This is a genomic window from Bradyrhizobium hereditatis (genome assembly GCF_020329435.1).
In the GTDB taxonomy this organism is placed as follows: Bacteria; Pseudomonadota; Alphaproteobacteria; order Rhizobiales; family Xanthobacteraceae; genus Bradyrhizobium; species Bradyrhizobium hereditatis.
The window spans coordinates 1-20,726 of sequence record NZ_JAGKJK010000023.1; the positions used below are offsets into that span (position 1 = coordinate 1).

At 63.4% G+C, this 20,726-nt stretch carries 18 protein-coding genes and 1 pseudogene; 5 read left to right on the forward strand and 14 right to left on the reverse strand.

From position 1 onward, the window contains the following. Window positions 1-128, reverse strand: a pseudogene (locus tag J6524_RS33410) (IS110 family transposase); the annotation flags it as partial. A gap of 196 nt (window positions 129-324) precedes the next feature. Between J6524_RS33410 and J6524_RS33415 the strand changes: the two are divergent. Continuing rightward, window positions 325-1,407 (forward strand): D-TA family PLP-dependent enzyme, encoded by a 1,083-nt coding sequence (locus tag J6524_RS33415; protein ID WP_225678158.1) that lies wholly within the window; start codon window positions 325-327, stop codon window positions 1,405-1,407. Between the two features lie 102 nt (window positions 1,408-1,509). Here J6524_RS33415 and J6524_RS33420 read toward each other — a convergent pair whose 3' ends face one another. The 8 genes from J6524_RS33420 to J6524_RS33455 form a co-directional block, all read right to left on the reverse strand. Continuing rightward, complete coding sequence (locus J6524_RS33420; protein ID WP_225678238.1) at window positions 1,510-2,739, reverse strand: BaiN/RdsA family NAD(P)/FAD-dependent oxidoreductase; 1,230 nt, start codon at window positions 2,737-2,739, stop codon at window positions 1,510-1,512. Window positions 2,740-2,891: 152 nt separating this feature from the next. Then, window positions 2,892-3,809 (reverse strand): SDR family NAD(P)-dependent oxidoreductase, encoded by a 918-nt coding sequence (locus tag J6524_RS33425; protein WP_225678159.1) that lies wholly within the window; start codon window positions 3,807-3,809, stop codon window positions 2,892-2,894. Window positions 3,810-3,946: 137 nt separating this feature from the next. Continuing rightward, complete coding sequence (locus J6524_RS33430; RefSeq protein WP_225678160.1) at window positions 3,947-4,426, reverse strand: MaoC family dehydratase; 480 nt, start codon at window positions 4,424-4,426, stop codon at window positions 3,947-3,949. Between the two features lie 3 nt (window positions 4,427-4,429). After that, window positions 4,430-6,160, reverse strand: coding sequence for an AMP-binding protein (locus J6524_RS33435; protein WP_225678161.1), 1,731 nt, complete (start codon window positions 6,158-6,160; stop codon window positions 4,430-4,432). A 144-nt stretch (window positions 6,161-6,304) separates the two neighbouring features. After that, window positions 6,305-7,192 (reverse strand): 3-hydroxyisobutyrate dehydrogenase, encoded by an 888-nt coding sequence (mmsB, locus tag J6524_RS33440; protein ID WP_225678162.1) that lies wholly within the window; start codon window positions 7,190-7,192, stop codon window positions 6,305-6,307. Window positions 7,193-7,225: 33 nt separating this feature from the next. Beyond that, complete coding sequence (locus J6524_RS33445; RefSeq protein ID WP_376712111.1) at window positions 7,226-8,299, reverse strand: enoyl-CoA hydratase/isomerase family protein; 1,074 nt, start codon at window positions 8,297-8,299, stop codon at window positions 7,226-7,228. Next, a complete protein-coding gene (locus J6524_RS33450; RefSeq protein ID WP_225678164.1) occupies window positions 8,296-9,441 on the reverse strand; it encodes an isobutyryl-CoA dehydrogenase in 1,146 nt (381 codons plus the stop codon). The genes J6524_RS33445 and J6524_RS33450 overlap by 4 nt, the downstream gene beginning before the upstream one ends. A 20-nt stretch (window positions 9,442-9,461) precedes the next feature. Then, on the reverse strand, window positions 9,462-10,958 hold the full coding sequence (locus J6524_RS33455) for a CoA-acylating methylmalonate-semialdehyde dehydrogenase (RefSeq protein ID WP_225678165.1): 1,497 nt from the start codon (window positions 10,956-10,958) through the stop codon (window positions 9,462-9,464). A gap of 89 nt (window positions 10,959-11,047) precedes the next feature. Here J6524_RS33455 and J6524_RS33460 point away from each other — a divergent pair, with 89 nt between their 5' ends. Further along, window positions 11,048-11,962, forward strand: coding sequence for a LysR family transcriptional regulator (locus tag J6524_RS33460; protein WP_225678166.1), 915 nt, complete (start codon window positions 11,048-11,050; stop codon window positions 11,960-11,962). Window positions 11,963-12,100: 138 nt separating this feature from the next. Here J6524_RS33460 and J6524_RS33465 read toward each other — a convergent pair whose 3' ends face one another. Then, window positions 12,101-13,258: an acyl-CoA dehydrogenase family protein gene (locus J6524_RS33465; RefSeq protein ID WP_225678167.1), complete on the reverse strand. Its 1,158-nt coding sequence runs from the start codon at window positions 13,256-13,258 to the stop codon at window positions 12,101-12,103. A gap of 103 nt (window positions 13,259-13,361) precedes the next feature. Here J6524_RS33465 and J6524_RS33470 point away from each other — a divergent pair, with 103 nt between their 5' ends. Then, window positions 13,362-14,267, forward strand: a complete 906-nt coding sequence (locus J6524_RS33470; RefSeq protein ID WP_225678168.1) for a LysR substrate-binding domain-containing protein — start codon at window positions 13,362-13,364, stop codon at window positions 14,265-14,267. A gap of 46 nt (window positions 14,268-14,313) precedes the next feature. On the opposite strand, the gene J6524_RS33475 is transcribed toward J6524_RS33470, so the two are convergent. Further along, window positions 14,314-14,931 carry a TetR/AcrR family transcriptional regulator gene (locus J6524_RS33475; RefSeq protein ID WP_225678169.1) on the reverse strand — a complete coding sequence of 206 codons (618 nt, stop codon included), beginning with the start codon at window positions 14,929-14,931 and terminating at the stop codon, window positions 14,314-14,316. A gap of 61 nt (window positions 14,932-14,992) precedes the next feature. Continuing rightward, a complete protein-coding gene (locus tag J6524_RS33480) occupies window positions 14,993-15,532 on the reverse strand; it encodes a PaaI family thioesterase (protein WP_225678170.1) in 540 nt (179 codons plus the stop codon). 135 nt (window positions 15,533-15,667) lie between these two features. Here J6524_RS33480 and J6524_RS33485 point away from each other — a divergent pair, with 135 nt between their 5' ends. Further along, complete coding sequence (locus J6524_RS33485; protein WP_225678171.1) at window positions 15,668-16,438, forward strand: enoyl-CoA hydratase; 771 nt, start codon at window positions 15,668-15,670, stop codon at window positions 16,436-16,438. Between the two features lie 287 nt (window positions 16,439-16,725). Further along, entirely contained in the window at window positions 16,726-18,012 is a 1,287-nt protein-coding gene (locus J6524_RS33490) for an MFS transporter (RefSeq protein ID WP_225678172.1), read from the forward strand. Window positions 18,013-18,133: 121 nt separating this feature from the next. Here J6524_RS33490 and J6524_RS33495 read toward each other — a convergent pair whose 3' ends face one another. Both J6524_RS33495 and J6524_RS33500 read right to left on the reverse strand, forming a co-directional pair. Beyond that, window positions 18,134-19,693 (reverse strand): acyl-CoA carboxylase subunit beta, encoded by a 1,560-nt coding sequence (locus tag J6524_RS33495; protein ID WP_225678173.1) that lies wholly within the window; start codon window positions 19,691-19,693, stop codon window positions 18,134-18,136. Further along, complete coding sequence (locus J6524_RS33500; RefSeq protein WP_225678174.1) at window positions 19,623-20,600, reverse strand: IclR family transcriptional regulator; 978 nt, start codon at window positions 20,598-20,600, stop codon at window positions 19,623-19,625. Before J6524_RS33500 ends, J6524_RS33495 begins: the two co-directional genes overlap by 71 nt. Between the last annotated feature and the right edge of the window lie 126 nt (window positions 20,601-20,726).

Sequence of the window (20,726 nt, forward strand, 5' to 3'; positions counted from 1 at the left end):
CGGAACCAGGCGATCAGCGCCTCCGGCTCGCTCGCCACCTTGGCCTCGCGCAAAATCTTGCCGTTGGCATCAACAACACACACGCTCGAGCATTCCAATGACACGTCGATTCCGGCATAGTGGTTCATGGTCGTCTCTCCTCGATGCTTGGAGCGAGGTCCGTCCTCGACTCCGTTTACACCATCAGTGTGAGGGACGACCGCCTCCCAAGCCAGCCGCGCGACGCGCGCTACCACATTGCGCCGTAGCTAGCGCGGCTGGCTTGGGAGGCCTCGGGGCCCGTTACCCCATCTACGGGTTCACGATTTCAACAGAGAGAAGAGCATGACAACGCCCCTCGCCGCCAAGATCGCCCGCGAATACGGCACGCCGTGCGCCGTGATCGACATGGACCGGGTCGAACGCAACATCGCCCGGGTCCAGGTCGCTTGCGACAAGGCCGGCGTCGCCAACCGGCCGCACATCAAGACGCACAAGAGCCCGATGCTGGCGCAGATGCAGGTCGCGGCGGGCGCGAAGGGCATCACGTGCCAAAAGCTCGGCGAAGCCGAGGTGATGGCGGAGGCCGGGATCGACGATATCCTGATCAGCTACAATCTGATCGGCGAGGAGAAGATGGCCCGCCTCGCTGCGCTGCAGGCCAAGGCCACCATGACAGTCGCCGCCGACAATTCGGTCGTCGTCGCCGACCTGCCGAAAGCCGCTGCTGCATCCGGGCGCACGCTCAACGTCGTGGTGGAATGTGACACGGGCCGCAAGCGCGCCGGTGTCGAAACGCCGGCCGAGGCGATTGCACTTGCCCGTGAGATCGCTGGCTCCAAGGGACTGCAGTTTGCAGGCTTCATGCTCTACCCAACCGAGACCGGCTGGGCCGAGGCGCAAAAGTTTTTCGACGAGGCGCTGGCCGGCGTCCGCGCGCATGGGCTTGATGCTGCGATGGTTTCAACCGGCGGCTCGCCGAACCTGAAGAACCTCGGCAAGCTCAAGGGCGCGACCGAGCATCGGCCTGGCACCTATATCTATAATGACCGCATGCAGGTCGCTGCCGGCGTCGCCGAATGGGATGATTGCGCGCTCAACATCTACTCCACGGTGGTCAGCCGCGCTGGGCCAGAGCGCGGCATTCTCGACGCCGGCTCGAAAACGCTGACCTCGGATCCGGGCGGCGGGCTCGACGGTTACGGGCTGATCCTGGAGCATCCGGAAGCCAAGATCGCGCGCTTTGCGGAAGAGCACGGCTTTCTCGACCTTACCCGCAGCAACACGCGGCCCAATGTCGGTGACGTCGTGCGGATCGTGCCCAACCATGTCTGCGTCGTCGTCAACATGATGGACGAGGTGGTAATGGTGCGCGGCGAGGAGATCATCGGCACGCTGCCGGTCGCGGCAAGGGGGAAGTTGCGGTAGCGCCCAACATCATCGAGGATTCGTAGGATGGGTAAAGCGCAGCGAAACCCATCATCCATCAGCTCGGCAATTCCCGATGGGTTTCGCTCCGCTCTACCTATCTTACGAATTGAGCCACTTCAACGCGCCGCGCCCCGCGGCCGCTCCCGTGGCAAAGGACGCCTGCAAGAGATAGCCACCTGTCGGCGCTTCCCAGTCCAGCATCTCACCCGCCGCGAACACGCCGGGCAAGCGGCGGAGCATGAAAGCGTCGTCGACTTCGTCAAACGATATCCCGCCGGCCGTCGAAATCGCGCGAGCGATCGGCGCGACACCGTTGAGCTGCACCGGCACCGCTTGGATCAAACGGGCCAAATCGGCGGGAGGAAGCGAAGCTAGCGTCATCCGCGATGCCTTGGCGGCCTCCTGCAAGAGGCCGATCGCGACGGGTGAAAGATTTGCCGCCTTGCGCAGAAAATTTGAGAAAGACTGCTTGCCCTTTGCAGTCGACAATTTCGTCGTCAGTTCGCCGACATCCACGTCAGGACGCAGGGCGATATTAAGCGTGGCTTTTCCATCACGCAGGATCGCCTCGCGCAATGCGGCTGACAGCGCGTAGATTGCGCCACCTTCGATGCCAGTGCGGGTGATGATGGCTTCTCCGCGAACGCCGTGCCTGCCGAATGCCAGAGCCACGCCCTTGAGCGGCTGGCCTTCAAAACGTTCGCGGAAAATATCCGACCAAGAGACAGTGAAGCCGGAATTTGCCGGCCTGAGTGGCGATATCTTCACGCCTCTCGCCGAAAGGATCTCCGCCCACGCGCCATCGGAGCCGAGCCGCGGCCAGCTTGCACCGCCGAGCGCGAGCACCGTTGCATCGGCATCGATGATGCGCGAGCCGCCCGGCGATTGAAAACACAAGTGGCCCTGCTCGTCCCAGCCGGTCCAGCGGTGACGCAGCTTCAACTTTACGCCCATCGTATCCAGCCGCCGCAGCCAGGCTCGTAGCAAGGGCGACGCCTTGAAGGCTTTTGGGAACACGCGGCCACTGGAACCGACAAAGGTTTCCTGCCCCAGCACCTCGCTCCAGTCGCGCAAGGCCTGCGACGGAAATGCTTCGATCGCGGCTTTCAGATGCGGCGTTGCCTCGCGGTAACGGGCAAGAAATGCGGGCAACGGCTCGCTATGGGTAAGGTTGAGCCCGCCTCGCCCGGCCATCAGGAATTTGCGGCCGGCCGACGGCATCGCGTCATAGACGGTGACGGCGGCACCGCCCTGCGCGAGCACTTCGGCTGCCATCAGGCCGGCGGGGCCGGCGCCGATGATGGCGACGTGTTGTGAAGTCGTAGGCATGGTGTGAGTGTAGGCCGAATTGGCCGCCACAATAACAGTCGTCATGCCCGGGCTTGACCCGGGCATCCACGTCAACTTCGGGCGGTGACAGAGACGTGGATGGCCGGGTCAAGCCCGGCCATGACGAGAGAATGTAACCGACGCAACGGCGCTTACAACTTGATCCCCGCCCGCGCCGCGGCCTGCGCGACATACTTCTGCGTCTGCTCGAACGCGCCCTGCAGTGCCTTGGCGTTGGAAGTGTCGCTGATCTCCGCAAAATGCGCCGCGATCGCGTCCGGCGTCCATTCCGACTCCGGCAGGTTGATGCCTTCGGTCTCGATGATCTTGATCACCGCGAAGGAGCCGGCGCCCGCGCCCATGATGGTGCGGGTTGGCGCGTCCTCGCTGAGCAGATATTCCACCGCCGGCGTGATCGCCTCGGGCTTCATCAAGGCCAGCGCCTGCGGCGGCAACAGCTCTTCCGTCATCCGGGTCGCAGCCGTCGGCGAGATCGTGTTCACGCGGATGTTGTTCTTGCGGCCCTCCTCGGCCAGCACGTTCATCAGGCCGACCATGCCGGCCTTGGCCGCGCCGTAATTGGCCTGGCCGAAATTGCCGAACAGGCCGGACGACGAGGTGGTGACGACGATGCGTCCGTAATTGCGATCGCGCATGCCGGCCCACACCGCCTTGCAGCAATAGAAAGTGCCGACGAGATGGACGTCCAGCACCTTCTGAAAATCTGCGACTTCCATCTTGCCGAAGGATTTGTCGCGCAGGATACCGGCATTGGCGCACAAGAGATCGACGCTGCCCCATTCCTTGGTGGCGCGCTCGACCATGGCGGAGACCTGCTCAAAATTCGAGACGTCGGCGCCGTCGGCCATCGCGGTGCCGCCCGCTTTACGGATTTCCTCGACCACGGCTTCGGCCGGCGACAGCGAGCCGCCGGTGCCGTCACGCGCGCCGCCGAAATCGTTGACCACCACTTTGGCGCCGCGGCTCGCCAGCCCCAGCGCATGCGCCCGTCCAAGACCATTGCCCGCGCCGGTGACGATTGCGACGCGTCCGTCAAACCCGATTGCCATGAGTGGAATTCCCGGATTCTCGTCATGCCCCGGGGCCTGCCCCGACTTGATCGGGGGTGACCAGGGCATCCATCAAAATGAAGGGCTTTTTGAGCAGTGATGGATTGCCGGGTCAAGCCCGGCAATGACGGCAGCGGTCAGTTGAAATAGATCAGGCCAATCCAGTCAGCGACCAAGGCCGGCTTTTCCTCGCCCTCGATCTCGACGGTGACGTTGGTGCGCGACAGCAGCTCTTTCGGCTTGCGCAACTTTGCTTCCGCGAGCGTAAACCGGCCGCGGACGCGCGAGCCGGCCCGCACCGGGGAGAGGAAGCGCAGCTTGTCAAAACCGTAATTGACGCCCATCGACGTGCCCTCGATGACCGGCATCACCTCATAGGACATGATGCTCATCAAGGACATCGTCAGGAAGCCGTGCGCGATGGTGTTGCCGAACGCGGTTTCCTTTTTCGCCCTTTCAGGATCGACGTGGATGAACTGATGGTCCTCGATCACGTCGGCATAGACGTTGATCCTGTTTTGGTCGATCAGGTGCCACGACGATACGCCGATCTCCTTGCCGACCATGGCCTGATAGGCCGATAGCGAGACCGGCGGCTTCTTCCAGACTTCGTTCATTCGTTAAGTCTCCAGCCCGGCGGTCCGCACCTTCTGCAGCTCCGGGAATTCTTCTTCGCGGAACTCGGCGCCGCGCAACGCATCGCTGCGATTATTCTCTTGTTCAAGCCGGCGCAACTGCACGCGGCGGATCTTGCCGGAAATCGTCTTCGGCAGTTCCGTCACCAGCTCGATCTTCCTGATGCGCTTGAACGGGGCGAGCCTTGTGTGCAGATGCTTGAAGATGGAGAGCGCCGTCTCCGGCGAACGCTCCACGCCCGATGTCAGCAGCACATAGGCCTTGGGGATGGCGAGCCTGATCGGATCGGGGCTTGGAACGACCGCGGCTTCCGCAACCTGCTCATGCTCCAGCAAAACGCTTTCCAGCTCGAACGGGCTGATGCGGTAATCGGAAGATTTGAAGACGTCGTCGGAGCGGCCGACGAAAGTGAGGTAGCCCTCATCATCCGCAAACACGACGTCGCCCGATCGGTAGAGATCGCCGTCTGCCCCGCTCAATTTGCCGTCCTCTCCTTGATAGCCCTGCATCAGGCCGGCGGGACGGTCGGCGCCCAGCAGCAGCGTCACCTCGCCCTCCTTGGTGATGTTACCGTCGATATCGGTAATCTGCACGCGATAGCCCGGCAGCGGGCGGCCCATCGAACCGATCTTGACCTTCTGGCCCGGAGAATTGCCGGCGAGCGCGGTGGTTTCGGTCTGACCGTACCCGTCGCGGATAGTGAGGCCCCACGCCGCCTTCACCTGATCGATCACTTCCGGGTTGAGCGGCTCGCCGGCGCCGCAGGCCTCGCGCAGGCTGACCTTGAAATCGGCGAGCTTCTCCTGAATGAACAGCCGCCACACCGTCGGCGGTGCGCACAGCGTGGTGACGCCGCAGCGGCCGATCGTTGCGAGCAACGCCTTGGCGTCGAAGCGCGGCTGGTTGACCACGAAGACGGTAGCCGCTGCATTCCACGGCGCGAAGAAACAGCTCCAGGCATGCTTGGCCCAGCCCGGCGAAGAAATGTTGAGATGCACGTCGCCCGGCTGCAGGCCGAGCCAGAACATCGTCGAGAGGTGGCCAACCGGATAGCTGCGCTGACTGTGCCGCACCAGCTTTGGCTTGGCCGTGGTGCCCGAGGTGAAATAGAGCAGCATCGGGTCGTCGGCGTTGGTCGGTCCATCCGGCGCAAATGCTTCGGAAGCACTCGCCGCTTCCTCGAAAGGTAGCCAGCCATCGTGCTTCGTCGTCGCGCCGACCACGATCCGCACCAGTCTGTCGCCTCCGATGCCGGCAAATTTTGTTACTTGATCTTGCGTGGCGACCACCGCCCTCGCCTTGCCGCGGTCGAGCCGGTCGCGCAGTTCGTCAGGCGTGAGCAGCGTGGTGGCGGGGATCACGACGACGCCGAGCTTCATCGCGGCCAGCATGGTCTCCCACAGCGGCACGACATTGCCGAGCAGGAGGAGCAGATGATCGCCGCGCTTCAGCCCCTGCGCGCGCAGGAAGTTGGCGACCTGGTTGGAGCGGCGCGATAGATTGCCGAATGAAAGCTTCGTCTCCTTGTCGCCGGGATCGACGATCCAGAGCGCAGCGCGGTCCCGGCTGTCAGGATTTTGCGCCAGTTCCGCATCGAACCAGTCGAGCGCCCAGTTGAACGGAACCGGATCCGGCCAGCGAAATCCCTTCACGGCCGCATCGTAGTCGGTGCGGTGCTTGAGCAGAAAGGCGCGCGCTTCCTGGAAGGTCGTCATACTCTTCTCTCTGATGCCTCCACACTCACGACCGTCATCCTGAGGAGCCGCGCCTGCGCGGCATCTCGAAGGATGGGCCACGCACACCGCCTTTATCATCCTTCGAGGCTCGCTGTCGCTCGCACCTCAGGATGACGCCATAGATCATTTCGCAGCGAGACTCCTAACGTGCTGGATAATACCGGAAAAATCCACCCCGCCATGGCCGGCGGCGTCGAAGGCCTTGTAAATCTCCTGCGCATGCTTGCCGAGTGGCGTCACGGCCCCAGTCGCGTTGGCGGCGTCCTGCGCCAGCGTCAGGTCCTTCACCATCAGATTGGAGGCGAAGCCCGGCTTGTAGCCGTTGTTGGCGGGCGACGTCGGCACCGGGCCGGGGACTGGGCAATAGGAGGTGAGCGCCCAGCACTGGCCCGAGGAGGTCGAGGCGACGTCGAACAGCGCCTGATGCGACAGGCCGAGTTTTTCGGCGAGCGCAAAGGCCTCGCCGACGCCGATCATGGTAATGCCGAGGATCATGTTGTTGCAGATCTTGGCCGCCTGCCCGGCACCCGCGCCGCCGCAATGGACGATCTTCTTGCCCATGTTCTCCAGCACAGGCTTTGCCGCCGCAAAGGCCTTCTCCTCGCCGCCGCACATGAAGGTCAGCGTCGCGGCCTTGGCGCCGCCGGTGCCGCCCGACACCGGTGCATCCACCGAGAGCATGTCGTTCTTGGCGGCCAGCGCATGCGCCTGCTTGGCGCTTTCGACGTCGATGGTCGAGCAATCGATGATCAGCGTACCCTTGGACATGACAGGAACGACCTCGTTCCAGACCGACAGCACATGCTTGCCCGCCGGCAGCATGGTGATGACGACATCGGCGCCCTTCACCGCTGCCGCCGAACTCTCGGCAATATCAGCGCCATCCGCCTTGGCCTGATCGCGCAACGCGGCAACCAGATCGAACGCGGTGACCTTGTGGCCAGCCTTGACCAGATTGGCCGTCATCGGCCCGCCCATGTTGCCGAGGCCAATGAATGCGATATTTGCCATCTCGAATCCTCCGCTTGCGATTGTTCTGTTTGATCAGGGAAATTTCAGTTCATCGGCGCCGATCTCGGCGAAGTAAGGCGTGACCATTTCAGGCGTCACGTCCTCGATCCGAGGCGGCGACCATTTTGGATTGCGGTCCTTGTCGATCACAGCAGCGCGCACGCCTTCGCGGAAATCGTCGCTGGCGAAGACTTCCAGTGCGGCGCGATATTCCCTCGCCAAGCACTCCTCGAGCGACGACGCCGTGCGTGCGAGGCGCAATAGCTTCAGCGTCACCACCATCCCGCGCGGCGATTTTTCGCTGAGCGTCTTCAGCGTCGCCTGCGCGAAATCAGAACCATCGCGCTGCAGCGCCGCGATAATGTCTTCCATGCGATCGTGGGAGAACAGCGCATCGATCTTCGCCCGCTGCGCAGCGACCGGCCCGGCCGTCTCTCCAGTCGAGAAGCCCTCGATCAGTTTTTTGATGTCGGCCGATGTCGTGCCAAGCGCCACCTCCGTCAGCGCCGCACGCAAGGCCGGCAGTTTTGCTGACGGTACCACCGCATCAGCGAATTTTGCATGGATAGCATCCGGGCCATTCATGGTCTGCCCGGTCAATCCGAAATAGGTGCCGATCTCGCCCGGCGAATGCGACAACAGCCATGTGCCGCCGACATCGGGGAAAAAGCCGAGACCGACCTCGGGCATCGCGAGCTTGGTCTTGTCGGTCACGACGCGGTGGCTGGAATGCGCAGAGAGCCCGACGCCGCCGCCCATCACGATGCCGTCCATGAAGGCGACATAGGGCTTCGGAAATTTCTTGATGCGGGCGTTGAGGATGTATTCGTCGCGCCAGAGGATCTTGCCGAGATCGCCCTTCACTTTAGAGCTTTCCCAGAGCGCGCGGATGTCGCCGCCGGCGCACAGGCCGCGCTCGCCCGCACCCTCCAGCAGAATTACGGCGACCGCGGGATCCGCCTCGAAGACATCGAGCGCCTTGTCGATATCGTGGAACATCTCCAGCGTCACGGCATTGATGGCCTTCGGCCGGTTCAGCCGGATAATGCCGGCCGAACCTTCCCTGCGCGCAATCAGGTCGCCTTCTGCACTGGCCGCATCCATCATCGCGCCCCCTCGATCAGCTTGCGCGACACGATCAGCCGCATGATTTCGTTGGTCCCTTCCAGGATCTGGTGCACGCGCAGGTCCCGCACGATCTTCTCGATGCCGTATTCGCTCAGATAGCCGTAGCCGCCATGCAGTTGCAGCGCCTGATTGGCGACCTCAAAACCGACATCGGTGCCGAAGCGTTTGGCCATCGCGCACAGCATGTTTGCATCCGGATCCTTGCGGTCGAGCGCGGCGGCCGCGCGCCACAGAAACGTTCGCGCCGCCTCAAGCTCGGTCGCCATGTCGGCGATCCGGAACTGCAGCGCCTGGAATTCATCGAGGCGCTTGCCGAAGGCCTTTCGCTCCTTCATATAAGCCAACGACTTGTCGAGTGCGCTTTGCGCGCCGCCGAGCGAACAGGCGGCGATGTTGAGGCGGCCACCGTCGAGCCCAGCCATCGCGATTTTGAAGCCGATGCCTTCCTCGCCCAGCCGGTTCTCGACCGGCACCCGGGCATTCTCGAACATCACCGCGCGAGTCGGCTGCGCGTTCCAGCCCATCTTGCGCTCGTTGGCGCCGAAAGACACGCCCGGCGTCTTGCCGTCGACGACGAGCGTTGAGACGCCGCCCGGGCCATCGCCACCGGTCCGCACCATCGCTACGAGGAGATCGGTGCCGCCGGCCCCTGAAATGAACTGCTTCTGCCCGTTTAGGATGTAATGATCGCCCTCGCGCACCGCGCGGGTGCGCAGCGCCGCGGCGTCCGAGCCGGCGCCCGGCTCGGTGAGGCAGTAGCTTGCGATCAGCTCCATCGTACAAAGCTTCGGCAGCCACTTCTGCCGCTGGGCGTCGTTGCCATAGGCATCGATCATCCAGGACGCCATGTTATGGATCGAGATGAAGGCTGACACGGTCGGGCAGCCCGTCGCCAGCGCCTCGAAGATTAACGCGGCATCGAAGCGGGTCATCGCCGAGCCGCCGACATCGTCCTTGATGTAGATTCCGCCCATGCCGAGGGTTGCTGCCTCGCGCATCACGTCAACGGGGAAATGCTTTTCCTCGTCCCAGCGCAACGCATGCGGCGCGATCTTCTCGGCGGCGAATTCGCGCGCCATGTCGCGAACCGCGATCTGATCCTCGTTGAGAGCGAACTGCATCCTTGCGCTCGCTCGCGCGCTTACTTCATCAGCGGGATCGAGAACTCCGCTCCCTCCTTGACGCCGGACGGCCAGCGCGAGGTCACCGTCTTGGTCTTGGTGTAGAAGCGGACCGAGTCCGGGCCGTGCTGGTTGAGATCGCCAAAACCCGACTTCTTCCAGCCGCCGAAGGTGTAGTACGCAATCGGGACCGGGATCGGCACGTTGATGCCGACCATGCCGACATTGACCTTGGCGGCGAAGTCGCGCGCAGCGTCGCCGTCGCGGGTGAAGATCGCGACCCCATTGCCGTAGTCATGCTCGGACGGCAGCGCCAGCGCTTCCTTGTAGTCGTGGGCGCGCACCACCGAGAGCACGGGGCCGAAGATCTCTTCCTTGTAGATCCGCATGTCCTTGGTGACGTTGTCGAACAGCGAACCGCCGAGATAGAAGCCGTTTTCATAACCCTGCATCTTGAAGCCGCGGCCGTCGACGGCGAGCGTGGCGCCCTCCTTGATGCCGATATCGATATAATTCTTCACCTTCTCGACGGCTTCGCGCGTGACCAGCGGGCCATAATCGGCCGCGGGATCGATCGAGGTGCCGATCTTCAGGCTCTCGACGCGCGGGATCAGCTTTTCCATCAACCTGTCCGCAGTAGTCTTGCCGACGGGAACCGCGACCGACACCGCCATGCAGCGCTCGCCGGCCGAGCCGTAGCCGGCGCCGATCAGCGCGTCGACGGTCTGGTCCATGTCGGCATCGGGCATCACGATGGCGTGGTTCTTGGCGCCGCCGAAGCACTGGCAGCGCTTGCCGGTCTGCGCTGCGCGCTCATAGATGTACTGCGCGATCGGGGTCGAGCCGACGAAGCCGATGGCCTTGATGTCGGGATCGTCGAGGATCGCATCGACGGCTTCCTTGTCGCCATTGACGACGTTGAGGATGCCGGGCGGCAGCCCCGCTTCCATCATAAGCTCGGCCAGCCGCATCGGCACGCCGGGATCGCGTTCGGAGGGCTTGAGGATAAAGGCGTTGCCACAGGCGATCGCGGGCGCGAATTTCCACATCGGGATCATCGCCGGGAAATTGAACGGCGTGATGCCGGCGACGACCCCGAGCGGTTGCCGCAGCGAGTAGATGTCGATGCCGGGGCCCGCGCCTTCGGTGTACTCGCCCTTCATCAGGTGCGGAATGCCGCAAGCGAATTCCACGACTTCGAGGCCGCGCTGGATGTCACCCTTGGCGTCGGGGACGGTCTTGCCGTGCTCGCGCGCCAGGAGCTCAGCGAGCTTGTCGTAGTCGCGCTGCACCAGTTCGAGGAACTTCATCATGATCCGCGCGCGGCGTTGCGGATTGGTATTGGCCCATTCGGTCTGGGCCAGCGCGGCGTTCTCGACGGCCGCACGAACTTCCGCCTTAGAAGCCAGCGCCACCTTGGCCTGGACGTCGCCGGTCATCGGCTCGAAAACGTCGGCCGTCCGGCCCGACGTGCCCTTGACCTCTTTGCCGCCGATGAAGTGTCCGATTGAGCGCATGGTAATCTCCCTAAGAGCCTGTTGAGGCTCTTTTTGACCCGCATTTCTTGGGATACAAGTCCAATATATTGCACCTTAGATGTGCGGAAATGCTGGATCAAGGCTCCGGGACGATCGACTGGGACGACTTCCGTTTTGTGCTGGCGATCGTGCGCGGCGGCTCGGTTTCGGCTGCCGCCAAGCAGCTATCGGTCGACCATGCCACTGTGATCCGCCGCGTCGACCGGCTGGAGCGGCACCTTTCGGCCAAACTGTTCGATCGCCGCAAGACGGGCTACCTCCTGACCGAAGCCGGCCAGCGTGTCGCCGACAGCGCGGAAGCGATGGAATCCACCATCGTCGCCAACCAGGAGGCCGTTGGCGGCTCGCGCGCCCAGCTCACCGGCACGGTCCGGATCGGCGCGCCCGACGGTTTCGGCAGCCATTTCCTGGCCGCCCGGCTTCTGAAATTCACCGAGCGGTATCCCGATCTCGACCTGCAGCTCGTCGCCACCGCCCGCCTGTTCAGCCTGTCGAAGCGCGAGGCCGATATCGCGATCAGCCTCTCGATGCCCAAGGAGGGTCGTATCGTCGGGCGCAAGCTGCTCGACTACAGCCTCGGGCTTTACGCCGCGCCGGCCTATCTTGATCGCGTGCCCATGATCAAAAGCCGCGCCGATCTGCCGGAGCATCGCTTCGTCGGCTATATCGAGGAACTACTGTTCACGCCGGAGCTGGATTACCTGCCGCAGGTCTCGCCAAAGATCTCGGCCAAATTCCGCAGCGCCAACCTGATCGCGCAGCTCAACGCCACCATTGCCGGCTTCGGCATCGCGGTGCTTCCGCACTTCATGGCGACCGCGCATCCCGAGCTGCGCCCGGTGCTGCCGGACGAGGTCAGGATTTCACGCTCGTTCTGGATGCTGATGCACGCCGACAGCAAGGACTTGGCCCGCATTCGCGCGGTGGCCGATTATATCCACGAGACAGTGGAGCGCGAACGCGCGCTGTTTGGCGGGCGGTAAGCTGTAGGTGGGTTAGGCGAAGCTGCTACCGATCGCGGGCGTGCCGCTTGTCCTAACTGTCGGCGGGCTACGCAGGCTCGCCCAGCCTACGATTCTGCCCCCTTGGCGCGACCCCAAGGGACCTCTCCGCAGCCGCACCTAAATGCGCGTGGTGCCGGGTTCCAGCCCCAGCATCAGGCGCCCCGCGACGGTGTAATTGTTCGCATTCATCGCCACATGCTTGGCGGCGGCATGGACGTCGCGAACCGAGCGCTCCAGCGTGCTGGTTTCGAAGATGGCTGCGGTGCCGGCCTCGGCAGCGATCGCATCGACAATTCGGATCGCAGTTTCGGCTGCGTTGGAGCAAGCGGCACGAAACAAGGCGCGCGCTAGCAAAAGGCGATGGCCTCCGACATCGGTCGCCACCATGAGCTCTGCCATGGCGTCAACGAGGTACGCGCGCGCGGCCCGCAGCGTTGTATCTGCACGACCCAGCATGCCCTGAACCAGCTCGCGATCGCGCATTAGTACGCTGCTACCCTGGCGCGCTTTCTTGCCGGCAAGGTCGATGAAGGCATCGATCGCTCCACGTGCGATCCCAAGCGGGACGACTGAAACCGTCCAGGCGAACGCCGATAGCCCGGGCAGGCGATAGAGCAGCGCCGGTTGCGTCGGCTTGAAGTCGATCAGAGGGTGCGTGTAGTCAATCGGCACAAACGTGTCGCGAACCTCGAAATCGCAGCTGCCGGTGCCACGCAGTCCTGAGACGAACCATGTATCGTGAAGCTGGACGTCCGACTTGACGAAATAGCAGCAGATGGGCGGCTCATCCCGGCCCTCGGCAGTTTTGACACCAGCCAGCCCCATAAATCTGGTCGCATGATGGGCTCCGCTGCCAAAAGGCCAGCGCCCGCTGACGCGATAGCCACCCTCGGTGGGCTCCGCTGTGCCGATCGCCCCAGTGGCGCTAACGATGAATGCGTGCTGGTCGGCGAACCAGTCCCGGGTCACCTTCTCAGGCAAGTAGCCGCCGATCCGGCTCATCCCGCCACCATTTCCGACCAGCCAACCAATCGAGCCGTCAAGCGCGGAAGCGGCCTCGACTATGGTCATGAAATCGAAGGGAGATAGTTCTGGCCCTCCCACCGCCTTCGGCAGATACAGTCGGAAGAGCCCTGCGTCGGCGAGTGCCTCGAACACCTCGTCAGGTATCCTGCGCTGCTCGTCGAAATGGCGTCGCTGGTGCTCAACAAGCGGCGCCAGTCGCTCGATGGCCGCCAAATATTCCGAGACACCGCCTTGAGCTGTCACGAGCACGAGCGTCTCCATTTTTCCAGCCGGTATCTTAGAGACCGGCAACCGGCGCAGCAAATTCGAAGAATTCAGGTGCAGATGAAATCAATTCATCTAGAATATCGGCATGCGCAAATTGCCGCCGCTCACCGAACTGCGTGCGTTTGAGGCAGCCGCTCGCCATCTCAGTTTCAAGCTGGCCGCCGCCGAGCTGGGCGTCACTCCGACTGCCGTCAGCCATCAGCTGAAATTGTTGGAGCGTCACTGCGGGCAATCGCTATTTAGACGACGTCCGCGGCCACTGGCGCTCACGCGTGCTGGTCAACAGCTTTTTCCCATAGTTCGCGACGGCTTCGAGACTTTCGCGGAGGCATTGAACAATATTCGCAGCGGCGGCGCTAGCGGACGGCTTAGCTTGACGGCGACCAATGCCTTCACCGCGCGATGGCTTGTGCCTCGGTTGCCCGACTGGCGTGCAATTCATCCGCGCCTGAAACTCGACATCATAGGTACCGATGCGGTGATCGATCTCGAGGCCGGCGATGCCGATGTTGCGATCCGCTACGCCCGCAAAGCTCCGACGATCGGTCCTTCCATCGAGCTGTTTCGCGACGAGTTTTACGCAGTGGCAAGCCCCAAGCTCGTTGGCGGTTTGCGACGATCGCTCAGTCTAGCTGAGCTCGGCCGGTTTCCTTTGATCGAAGCTGAGTGGCCAGCAACCGATTCCGATGCACCGCGATGGCAACGCTGGCAATTTGTGGCCAGTCGTCGCCATCGATCCGTGCCGGATATTGCGATGCTTCCCAGCCTCAGCTTTCGCGAGGAGTTACACGCCATCGAAGCAGCCATCGCAGGCCAGGGCATCGCGATCTGCAGCAATGTCCTCGTGCGGCCCGAACTGGCGAGTGGCGCTCTTGTGCCCGTCTCCCGGATCAAACTGCCGGGTTACGGGTTCTATATCGTACACCGCGCAGAACACCCAAAGATGGATTTAATCAAGGCGTTCATCAACTGGGCCCGGCTGATCAATTAGCAAGCTCAATGTGGCGAACGTCGGCAGCCCCGACGCGCTCGCGTACCTAGTTCGGCCTGGCGCGGGGCTTTCTTGCCGCCGGCTTCGCCTCGGCGCGCGCCAGCGCCGCCTCGCGGCCGGCGAGAAGAATTTCGTCGGAGAGCTCACCGCTGCCGGCGACGCGAGACATTACCAGCGTGCCCATCATCGTCGCGAGCGTGCCCATCGCCTGCCGGCGCGCGGTCTTCCGCGGCACGTCCGGAATCTGGTCGGCCATCACATCGATCAACTGGTCGAGCTTGGCGGCAAAGGCCTTGCGAGTCTTGGCGCTCTCGCGGGCGATATCGGCGCCGAGCGCGGGAACGGCGCAGCCGCGGCCGGGATCGTCGCGATGCACCGCCGAGACGTAGGAATCGATGATCGTCGGCAGCCGCTTCTCTGGCGGCGTCTCATCAGCGATCTTGCGCCAGTGCTCGATCGAGCGGTCCATCGCATAGGCAAAGGCCTCGATCACCAGCGCCTCGCGGGAATCGAAATGCGCGTAGAAGCCGCCATGGGTCAGGCCGGCTTCCTTCATCAGGTCGGCCACACCGATGCCATGCGCGCCCTTCTCGCGAAGCCGCACCGAGGCCTTCTTCACGATCCGGGCGTGGGTTTCCTGCTTGTGCTCTTTCGAATAACGCATGACGCGCCCTATTAAATGTCCCTGGTCATATAATAGCAGTTGTGGGTGGGAAAAGCTGCATCTATTTCGCTTTTCCACCCTCACCGATCATCGAGAAAGTCGCGGTTGCGTGCACCGCAAGATTGGCCGCGCCGTCGCGGACGAAGCCTTCGGCGTAGCTGGTCTGACGGCCGAGTTTTACCACTTTGCCTTCCGCCGAGATCGTGCCCGACCGTACTGACAACGGCCGCAGAAAGGTCAGCTTGAGGTCCAGCGTGACCGAGGTCTGGCCTGCCGGCTGCATGGTGGCGATGGCGCATCCCATGGCGGTATCGAGTAGCGCCGCGGCTGTTGCGCCGTGGAGCAGCCCGATGGTGTTCTCAAGGCTCTCGTCCGGATCGAGTTCCATCACGATCCGGCCGGGCTCGGCGACGGCCATTGTAAAGCCGATCAATCGGGCCATCGGCGGGGGTGGCAGGATTCCGTCGCGGATCGCACTCATGGTTTGAAGCCCGGACATCCCGAAGGCGGCCTTCGCCACCGGACCCGGCGCCTGCCATTCCACCACCCGGCACCTGCGCGTATCGAGCGAAAACAGATCGACGGTCTCGGCTATGGTCATGGCAGCTCCTTTAGATGATGATCATAATTCTATATTGGTGCGCACCGCCGCGCAATGCCCACCCGCCTGCCCTTGACAAGCCGGCGCAATGTCCCGGAAGTGGCGGCAACCGCCAGAACCAGTCGGGACAACAAGATGGAAATGCTCAACCCCCACTGCGGCATCGACCGCGACGACAGAGGCGTCGTTCGGCTCTCGATCTGCAACGCCGGCTCTCTCAATATCCTCTCTTCCGCCGTCATCAACGGGGTCCGCGAAGGCTTTGAAAAGCTCGCCGGCGACAAGGACATTCGCGCCGTGATCCTCGCCGGACAGAGCGAGAAGAGCATGATCGGCGGCGCCGATATCAAGGAGATGGCAAAACTCGACCAGAAGTCCGCGGAGGCCTTCATCACGCGACTGCGCGACCTCTGCGAGGCCGTGCGCCATTTCCCGGCACCTGTGATCGCCCGCCTGCCCGGCTGGTGCCTCGGCGGTGGCCTCGAAGTCGCAGCCGCCTGCGATTTCCGGATTGCGGCGCACGATGCCAAATTCGGCATGCCCGAGGTGCGCGTCGGCATCCCCTCGGTAATCCACGCTGCGCTACTACCACGCCTGATCGGCTGGGGCCGGGCCCGCTGGCTGGTAATGACGGCAGAAAATATCGATGCCCCCACCGCCCTCGCCTGGGGCCTCATCGATGTCGTCGCGAAGGAAGGCGAATTAGACGCTGCGGTCGAGCACACTGTGAAGGCACTGCTGGAATGCGGTACCGAGGCGCTGCGTTCGCAAAAGGCGCTGCTGCGCCAATGGGAAGAACTGCCGCTGACGGAGTCGGTCAACTTGAGCGTCGGCGTGTTCGGAAAATCCTTCCTCACCGGCGAGCCGCAACGGCTGATGCAGGGATTTCTCGATCGGAAGAAATAGCGACGCAAGTCCCAGGCGCTGGAATAGCGAGAGATCGCGACGTGCGCATGTCGCGCGCCGATCAATCAACTTATTTCATGCGAGCACGAGATTTTTTAATGCGATTGTTGGTTGCGATTTCTGGGGCACATAATATTATACCCGTAATTCAATAGCGACGCTGCGTCGTGGCCAGACCAGCCATGTCCCGAAATGAGGGAAGTATGACATTTAAGTCGAACTGCCCTCACGTCAGAATGCGCGAAGCAAACCAAGCAATCTTTCTGCCAGAAATTCACTGAGGCCCAATGATCTCGAACTGGCTGTCAGCCGCCCTTGCCCGCCGCAACATTCATTATGGCTGGGCGATGGTCGCCGTGACCTTTCTCACCGCCCTGATCGCCGCCGGCACGGTCGGCGCTCCTGGCGTCTTCATCGTGCCGCTGCAGAAGGAATTCGGCTGGACCACCGCGGAGATTTCCTCAGCGCTGTCGATCCGCTTCATCCTGTTCGGGCTGATGGCGCCGTTTGCGGCAGCGCTGATGAACCGCTACGGCCTGCGCAATGTGACGCTGGCGGCGCAGCTTGTCGTCGTCTCAGGCCTCGTCGCATCGCTGGCGATGACGGAGGTCTGGCACCTGATGCTGCTGTGGGGCGTGGTGATCGGGATCGGCACCGGCATGACGGCGCTGGTGCTGGGCGCAACCATCGCTGCGCGCTGGTTCGTGGCGCGGCGCGGCCTCGTCGTCGGCATCCTGACCGCGAGCGTCGCCACCGGGCAGCTCGTCTTTCTGCCGCTGCTGGCGAGCCTGACCGACGCCTATGGCTGGAGGCTCGCGCTGACCCTGGTGTGCGTCCTGCTGGGAGTCTCGGCCTTCGCCGTGCTGATGATCATGCGCGACCGGCCGAGCGATGTCGGCCTGCGCCCGTTCGGCGACGAAGGCACCGAGCCCCTGCCCGCGCCGCCACCGAACAATACGCCGATCATGGCGGCCGCGCTCGGCACGCTGCGTGACGCCTCGAAGTCCGGAGTGTTCTGGATCCTGTTCGCGACCTTCTTCATCTGCGGCGCCTCTACCAACGGCCTGGTCCAGGTTCATTTGATTCCGATGTGCCTCGATTTCGGCATTCCGCAGGTGCAGGCGGCAAGCCTGCTCGCGGCGATGGGCATTTTCGATTTCGTCGGCACCATCGCCTCCGGCTGGCTGTCCGACCGCTATGACAACCGCTGGCTTCTGTTCTGGTATTACGGGCTGCGCGGCCTGTCGCTATTGTTTCTGCCGTTCTCCGACTTCACGCTGTACGGCCTTTCGCTGTTCGCGATGTTCTACGGCCTCGACTGGATCGCGACCGTGCCGCCGACGGTGCGGCTCACGACACAGCGGTTTGGCGCGGAGCGCGCGAACCTCGTGTTCGGCTGGATCTTTGCCGGCCATCAGCTCGGCGCCGGCGTCGCCGCCTTCGGAGCCGGCCTGTCACGCACGATGCTGCAGACGTACCTGCCCGCCTTCTTCGTCGCCGGCGCGCTCTGCGTGGTGGCGGCGCTGATTGTGCTCGCGATCTCGCGGGCGCCGGCCAAGACGGTGCCGGCGTAGGGATTCCTCATCCTGAGGAACGGCCACTTGGCCGCGTCTCGAAGGATCGCCGCGGGCGAGAGCCGGGCCTCATGGTTCGAGACTGCGCAAGTGCGCCTCCTCACCATGAGGAACTGACAGCCTACGGCCGCGTCGACATATTCGTCGGCGGGCCGACGCGCCGAATCGGCTCCGCCAGTCGCGCGAATTCGCAGAGCAGCGAACGCGTCTTGCGGGGATCGATCACCTCCTCGACCCAGAATTTTTCAGCCGAGCGGAACGGCGAGCGCAGCTTGTTGAGGCGATCCTCGATCTCCTTCAGCTTCGCGGCCGGATCCTCTGCTGCGTCGATGTCGGCGCGGTAGGCGGCCTCGATGCCGCCTTCGAGCGGCAGCGAGCCCCAATAGGCTGACGGCCAGGCATAGCGCATCGAATAGCGGTTGGCGGGCTGGTGCACGACACCCGCCACACCGAACGCGTTGCGCACGATGATGGTGCACCAGGGAACGGTCGACTGGTTGACCGCCGCCATCGCGCGCACGCCGTGGCGGATGGTCGCCGACTTCTCAGCCTCGAGCCCGATCATGAAGCCGGGGCAGTCCATGAGATAGACAACCGGCAGATGGAAGGTCTCGGCGAAATCGACCCAGCGCACCACCTTCTGGCACGCCTCCGCTGTCCACGACCCGCCATAATGGAAGGGATCGCTCGCCAGCAGCAGCACCGCGCGACCTTCCAGTCGCGCAAGGCCGGTGATGATCGGACGGCCGAAATTGGCATTGACCTCGAAGAACGAGCCCTTGTCGACGACCGCGTCGATGATCGGGCGCATCTTGTAGACCTGCCGGCGGTTGCGCGGCACCGCCTTGAGCAGCGATTCCTCCGCGCGTTCGGGATCGTCATCGCAGGGAATGGTCGGCGGCAGGTCGTAGACCGACGACGGCAGATAGGACAGGAACCGCCGGGCGCGCTCGAACGCCTCCTCCTCGGTGTCGACGGCATCATCGACGCCGCCGGCGCGGGTCTGGATCTCGGCGCCGCCAAGCTCCGTCTTCGTCAGATCCTGGCCGAGACGCTTTACGACCGGGGGACCGGCGACGAACATCGCCGAGCTCCTGGTCATGACGGAATAATGGCTCGCGGCCAGCCGCGCCGCGCCAAGGCCCGCGACCGAGCCGAGCCCGAGCGCGACCACCGGGACGCGCGCCATGTTCGCCGTCGTGAACCAGTACCAGCGCGTACCGCCGACGCCGCCGGGCAGATTGGCAGCGCCGCGCGTTTCGATCGTCTTCACCGAGCCGCCGCCGCCGGAACCTTCGATCACACGGATGATCGGCAGGCGGAAATCATGCGCCATCTCCTCGGCCATCAGCGGCTTGGCCGAGATCGAGGCGTCGGCCGAGCCGCCGCGCACGGTGAAATCGTCCCCGACCACCACCACGGTACGGCCGTCGATCCTGGCGCGGCCGAACACGCAGTTGGCCGGCGTCAGGTGCTTGAGCTCGCTGTTTTCGTCGTATTCGGCGATGCCGGAAATCGCGCCGATCTCGTGGAACGAATTCTTGTCGATCAGTCTGTCGATGCGCTCACGAACCGTGAGCCGGCCCTGGTCATGCTGGCGCTTGACCTTGTCAACGCCTCCCATCTCGCGCGCGAACGCTTCGCGCCGAGCGAGCTCGTCGAGCTCCGGCTTCCAGTTCATTCGTATCCTCCGTCTTGATGATCTTGTTGTTGTTATGGACCGGCACCGGAAGCGGCTTTCTTTCGATTCGGCTTGCGAAGATGTCGCCCTCCGCGCCTTCCAGCAGGCTGCCGATCGCCGCGCCAAGTTCGATCATTTGCGGCGCCACTTCCCGGTGCAACCGCTCTTCATCAAACATCGCGGACAGAAGGCCGATCGTCACGACAACGAAGGTTTGATACTGCGGCGACCACACCGGCACCGCGCAGCCGTTGATATGCGGGCTCCAGGTGCCGCAGCCGACGACGTAGCCGCGTTCGCGCAAATGGCGGCGGTTGTCTTCGATGCGCGCCCTCAACAGCGCCGCGTCCGCCGGGATCTCACGTTCCATTTCGGCGATCAGGGCGTCGCCAACCTCGGTATCGAGCGCTGCGGTGTAGGCAAAGCCGGCCGCGGTGCTCGTCATCGAGATGCGGCTGCCGGTGCCCTCGTGCAGGCCGAGCGCATTCGCCGCGCGCGCGAATTCGAGATAGACCAGATGATAGCGATCCGGAATCACGAAGCCGACGGTTCCCGGCAATTGATCGGCGACATCCTGCAGCCGCATCCTGATCAGATTGCGAAGCTGCAACCCCTTCATCATCGAGGTGCTCATCGCTACCGCGCTTGGACCGATGCGGTATTTCTGGTCGCGCGGCAGATAGACGAGCTGGCCCATCCGCGTCAGCGTGTGGGTGAGTCGCGATACCGTCGAGCGCGGCAGCCCGCAGCGGCTCGAAATTTCGAGGTTCCCCAGTCTCGCTTCATGACCCTCGAAGCAGCGCAAGACGTCGAACGCCCGCGACACCACCTGGATCACATCCCCCTCGCCAGACAGATCACTGGCGAGCATTCCCTGCTTGCTAAGCCGTTCCGAGCGTCTTCCCATTGTTGCTGGCTCCATTCCGCTCTGCGGAATAAAATTCCACTTGCAGAACAAACTACCTCAGGCAATCTGCGGCCACAACAAAAAGCCGTTCACGAGGACAGCCAGTCCGTCAGACGGTCCTTGGGA

Excerpts from the sequence above, each read along its gene's own strand:
- J6524_RS33415 (WP_225678158.1), top strand. The coding sequence starts at position 325 with ATGACAACGCCCCTCGCCGCCAAGATCGCCCGCGAATACGGCACGCCG.
- J6524_RS33420 (WP_225678238.1), bottom strand. The coding sequence starts at position 2,739 with ATGCCTACGACTTCACAACACGTCGCCATCATCGGCGCCGGCCCCGCC.
- J6524_RS33425 (WP_225678159.1), bottom strand. The coding sequence starts at position 3,809 with ATGGCAATCGGGTTTGACGGACGCGTCGCAATCGTCACCGGCGCGGGC.
- J6524_RS33430 (WP_225678160.1), bottom strand. The coding sequence starts at position 4,426 with ATGAACGAAGTCTGGAAGAAGCCGCCGGTCTCGCTATCGGCCTATCAG.
- J6524_RS33435 (WP_225678161.1), bottom strand. The coding sequence starts at position 6,160 with ATGACGACCTTCCAGGAAGCGCGCGCCTTTCTGCTCAAGCACCGCACC.
- mmsB (WP_225678162.1), bottom strand. The coding sequence starts at position 7,192 with ATGGCAAATATCGCATTCATTGGCCTCGGCAACATGGGCGGGCCGATG.
- J6524_RS33445 (WP_376712111.1), bottom strand. The coding sequence starts at position 8,299 with ATGATGGATGCGGCCAGTGCAGAAGGCGACCTGATTGCGCGCAGGGAA.
- J6524_RS33450 (WP_225678164.1), bottom strand. The coding sequence starts at position 9,441 with ATGCAGTTCGCTCTCAACGAGGATCAGATCGCGGTTCGCGACATGGCG.
- J6524_RS33455 (WP_225678165.1), bottom strand. The coding sequence starts at position 10,958 with ATGCGCTCAATCGGACACTTCATCGGCGGCAAAGAGGTCAAGGGCACG.
- J6524_RS33460 (WP_225678166.1), top strand. The coding sequence starts at position 11,048 with ATGCTGGATCAAGGCTCCGGGACGATCGACTGGGACGACTTCCGTTTT.
- J6524_RS33470 (WP_225678168.1), top strand. The coding sequence starts at position 13,362 with ATGCGCAAATTGCCGCCGCTCACCGAACTGCGTGCGTTTGAGGCAGCC.
- J6524_RS33475 (WP_225678169.1), bottom strand. The coding sequence starts at position 14,931 with ATGCGTTATTCGAAAGAGCACAAGCAGGAAACCCACGCCCGGATCGTG.
- J6524_RS33480 (WP_225678170.1), bottom strand. The coding sequence starts at position 15,532 with ATGACCATAGCCGAGACCGTCGATCTGTTTTCGCTCGATACGCGCAGG.
- J6524_RS33485 (WP_225678171.1), top strand. The coding sequence starts at position 15,668 with ATGGAAATGCTCAACCCCCACTGCGGCATCGACCGCGACGACAGAGGC.
- J6524_RS33490 (WP_225678172.1), top strand. The coding sequence starts at position 16,726 with ATGATCTCGAACTGGCTGTCAGCCGCCCTTGCCCGCCGCAACATTCAT.
- J6524_RS33495 (WP_225678173.1), bottom strand. The coding sequence starts at position 19,693 with ATGAACTGGAAGCCGGAGCTCGACGAGCTCGCTCGGCGCGAAGCGTTC.
- J6524_RS33500 (WP_225678174.1), bottom strand. The coding sequence starts at position 20,600 with ATGGGAAGACGCTCGGAACGGCTTAGCAAGCAGGGAATGCTCGCCAGT.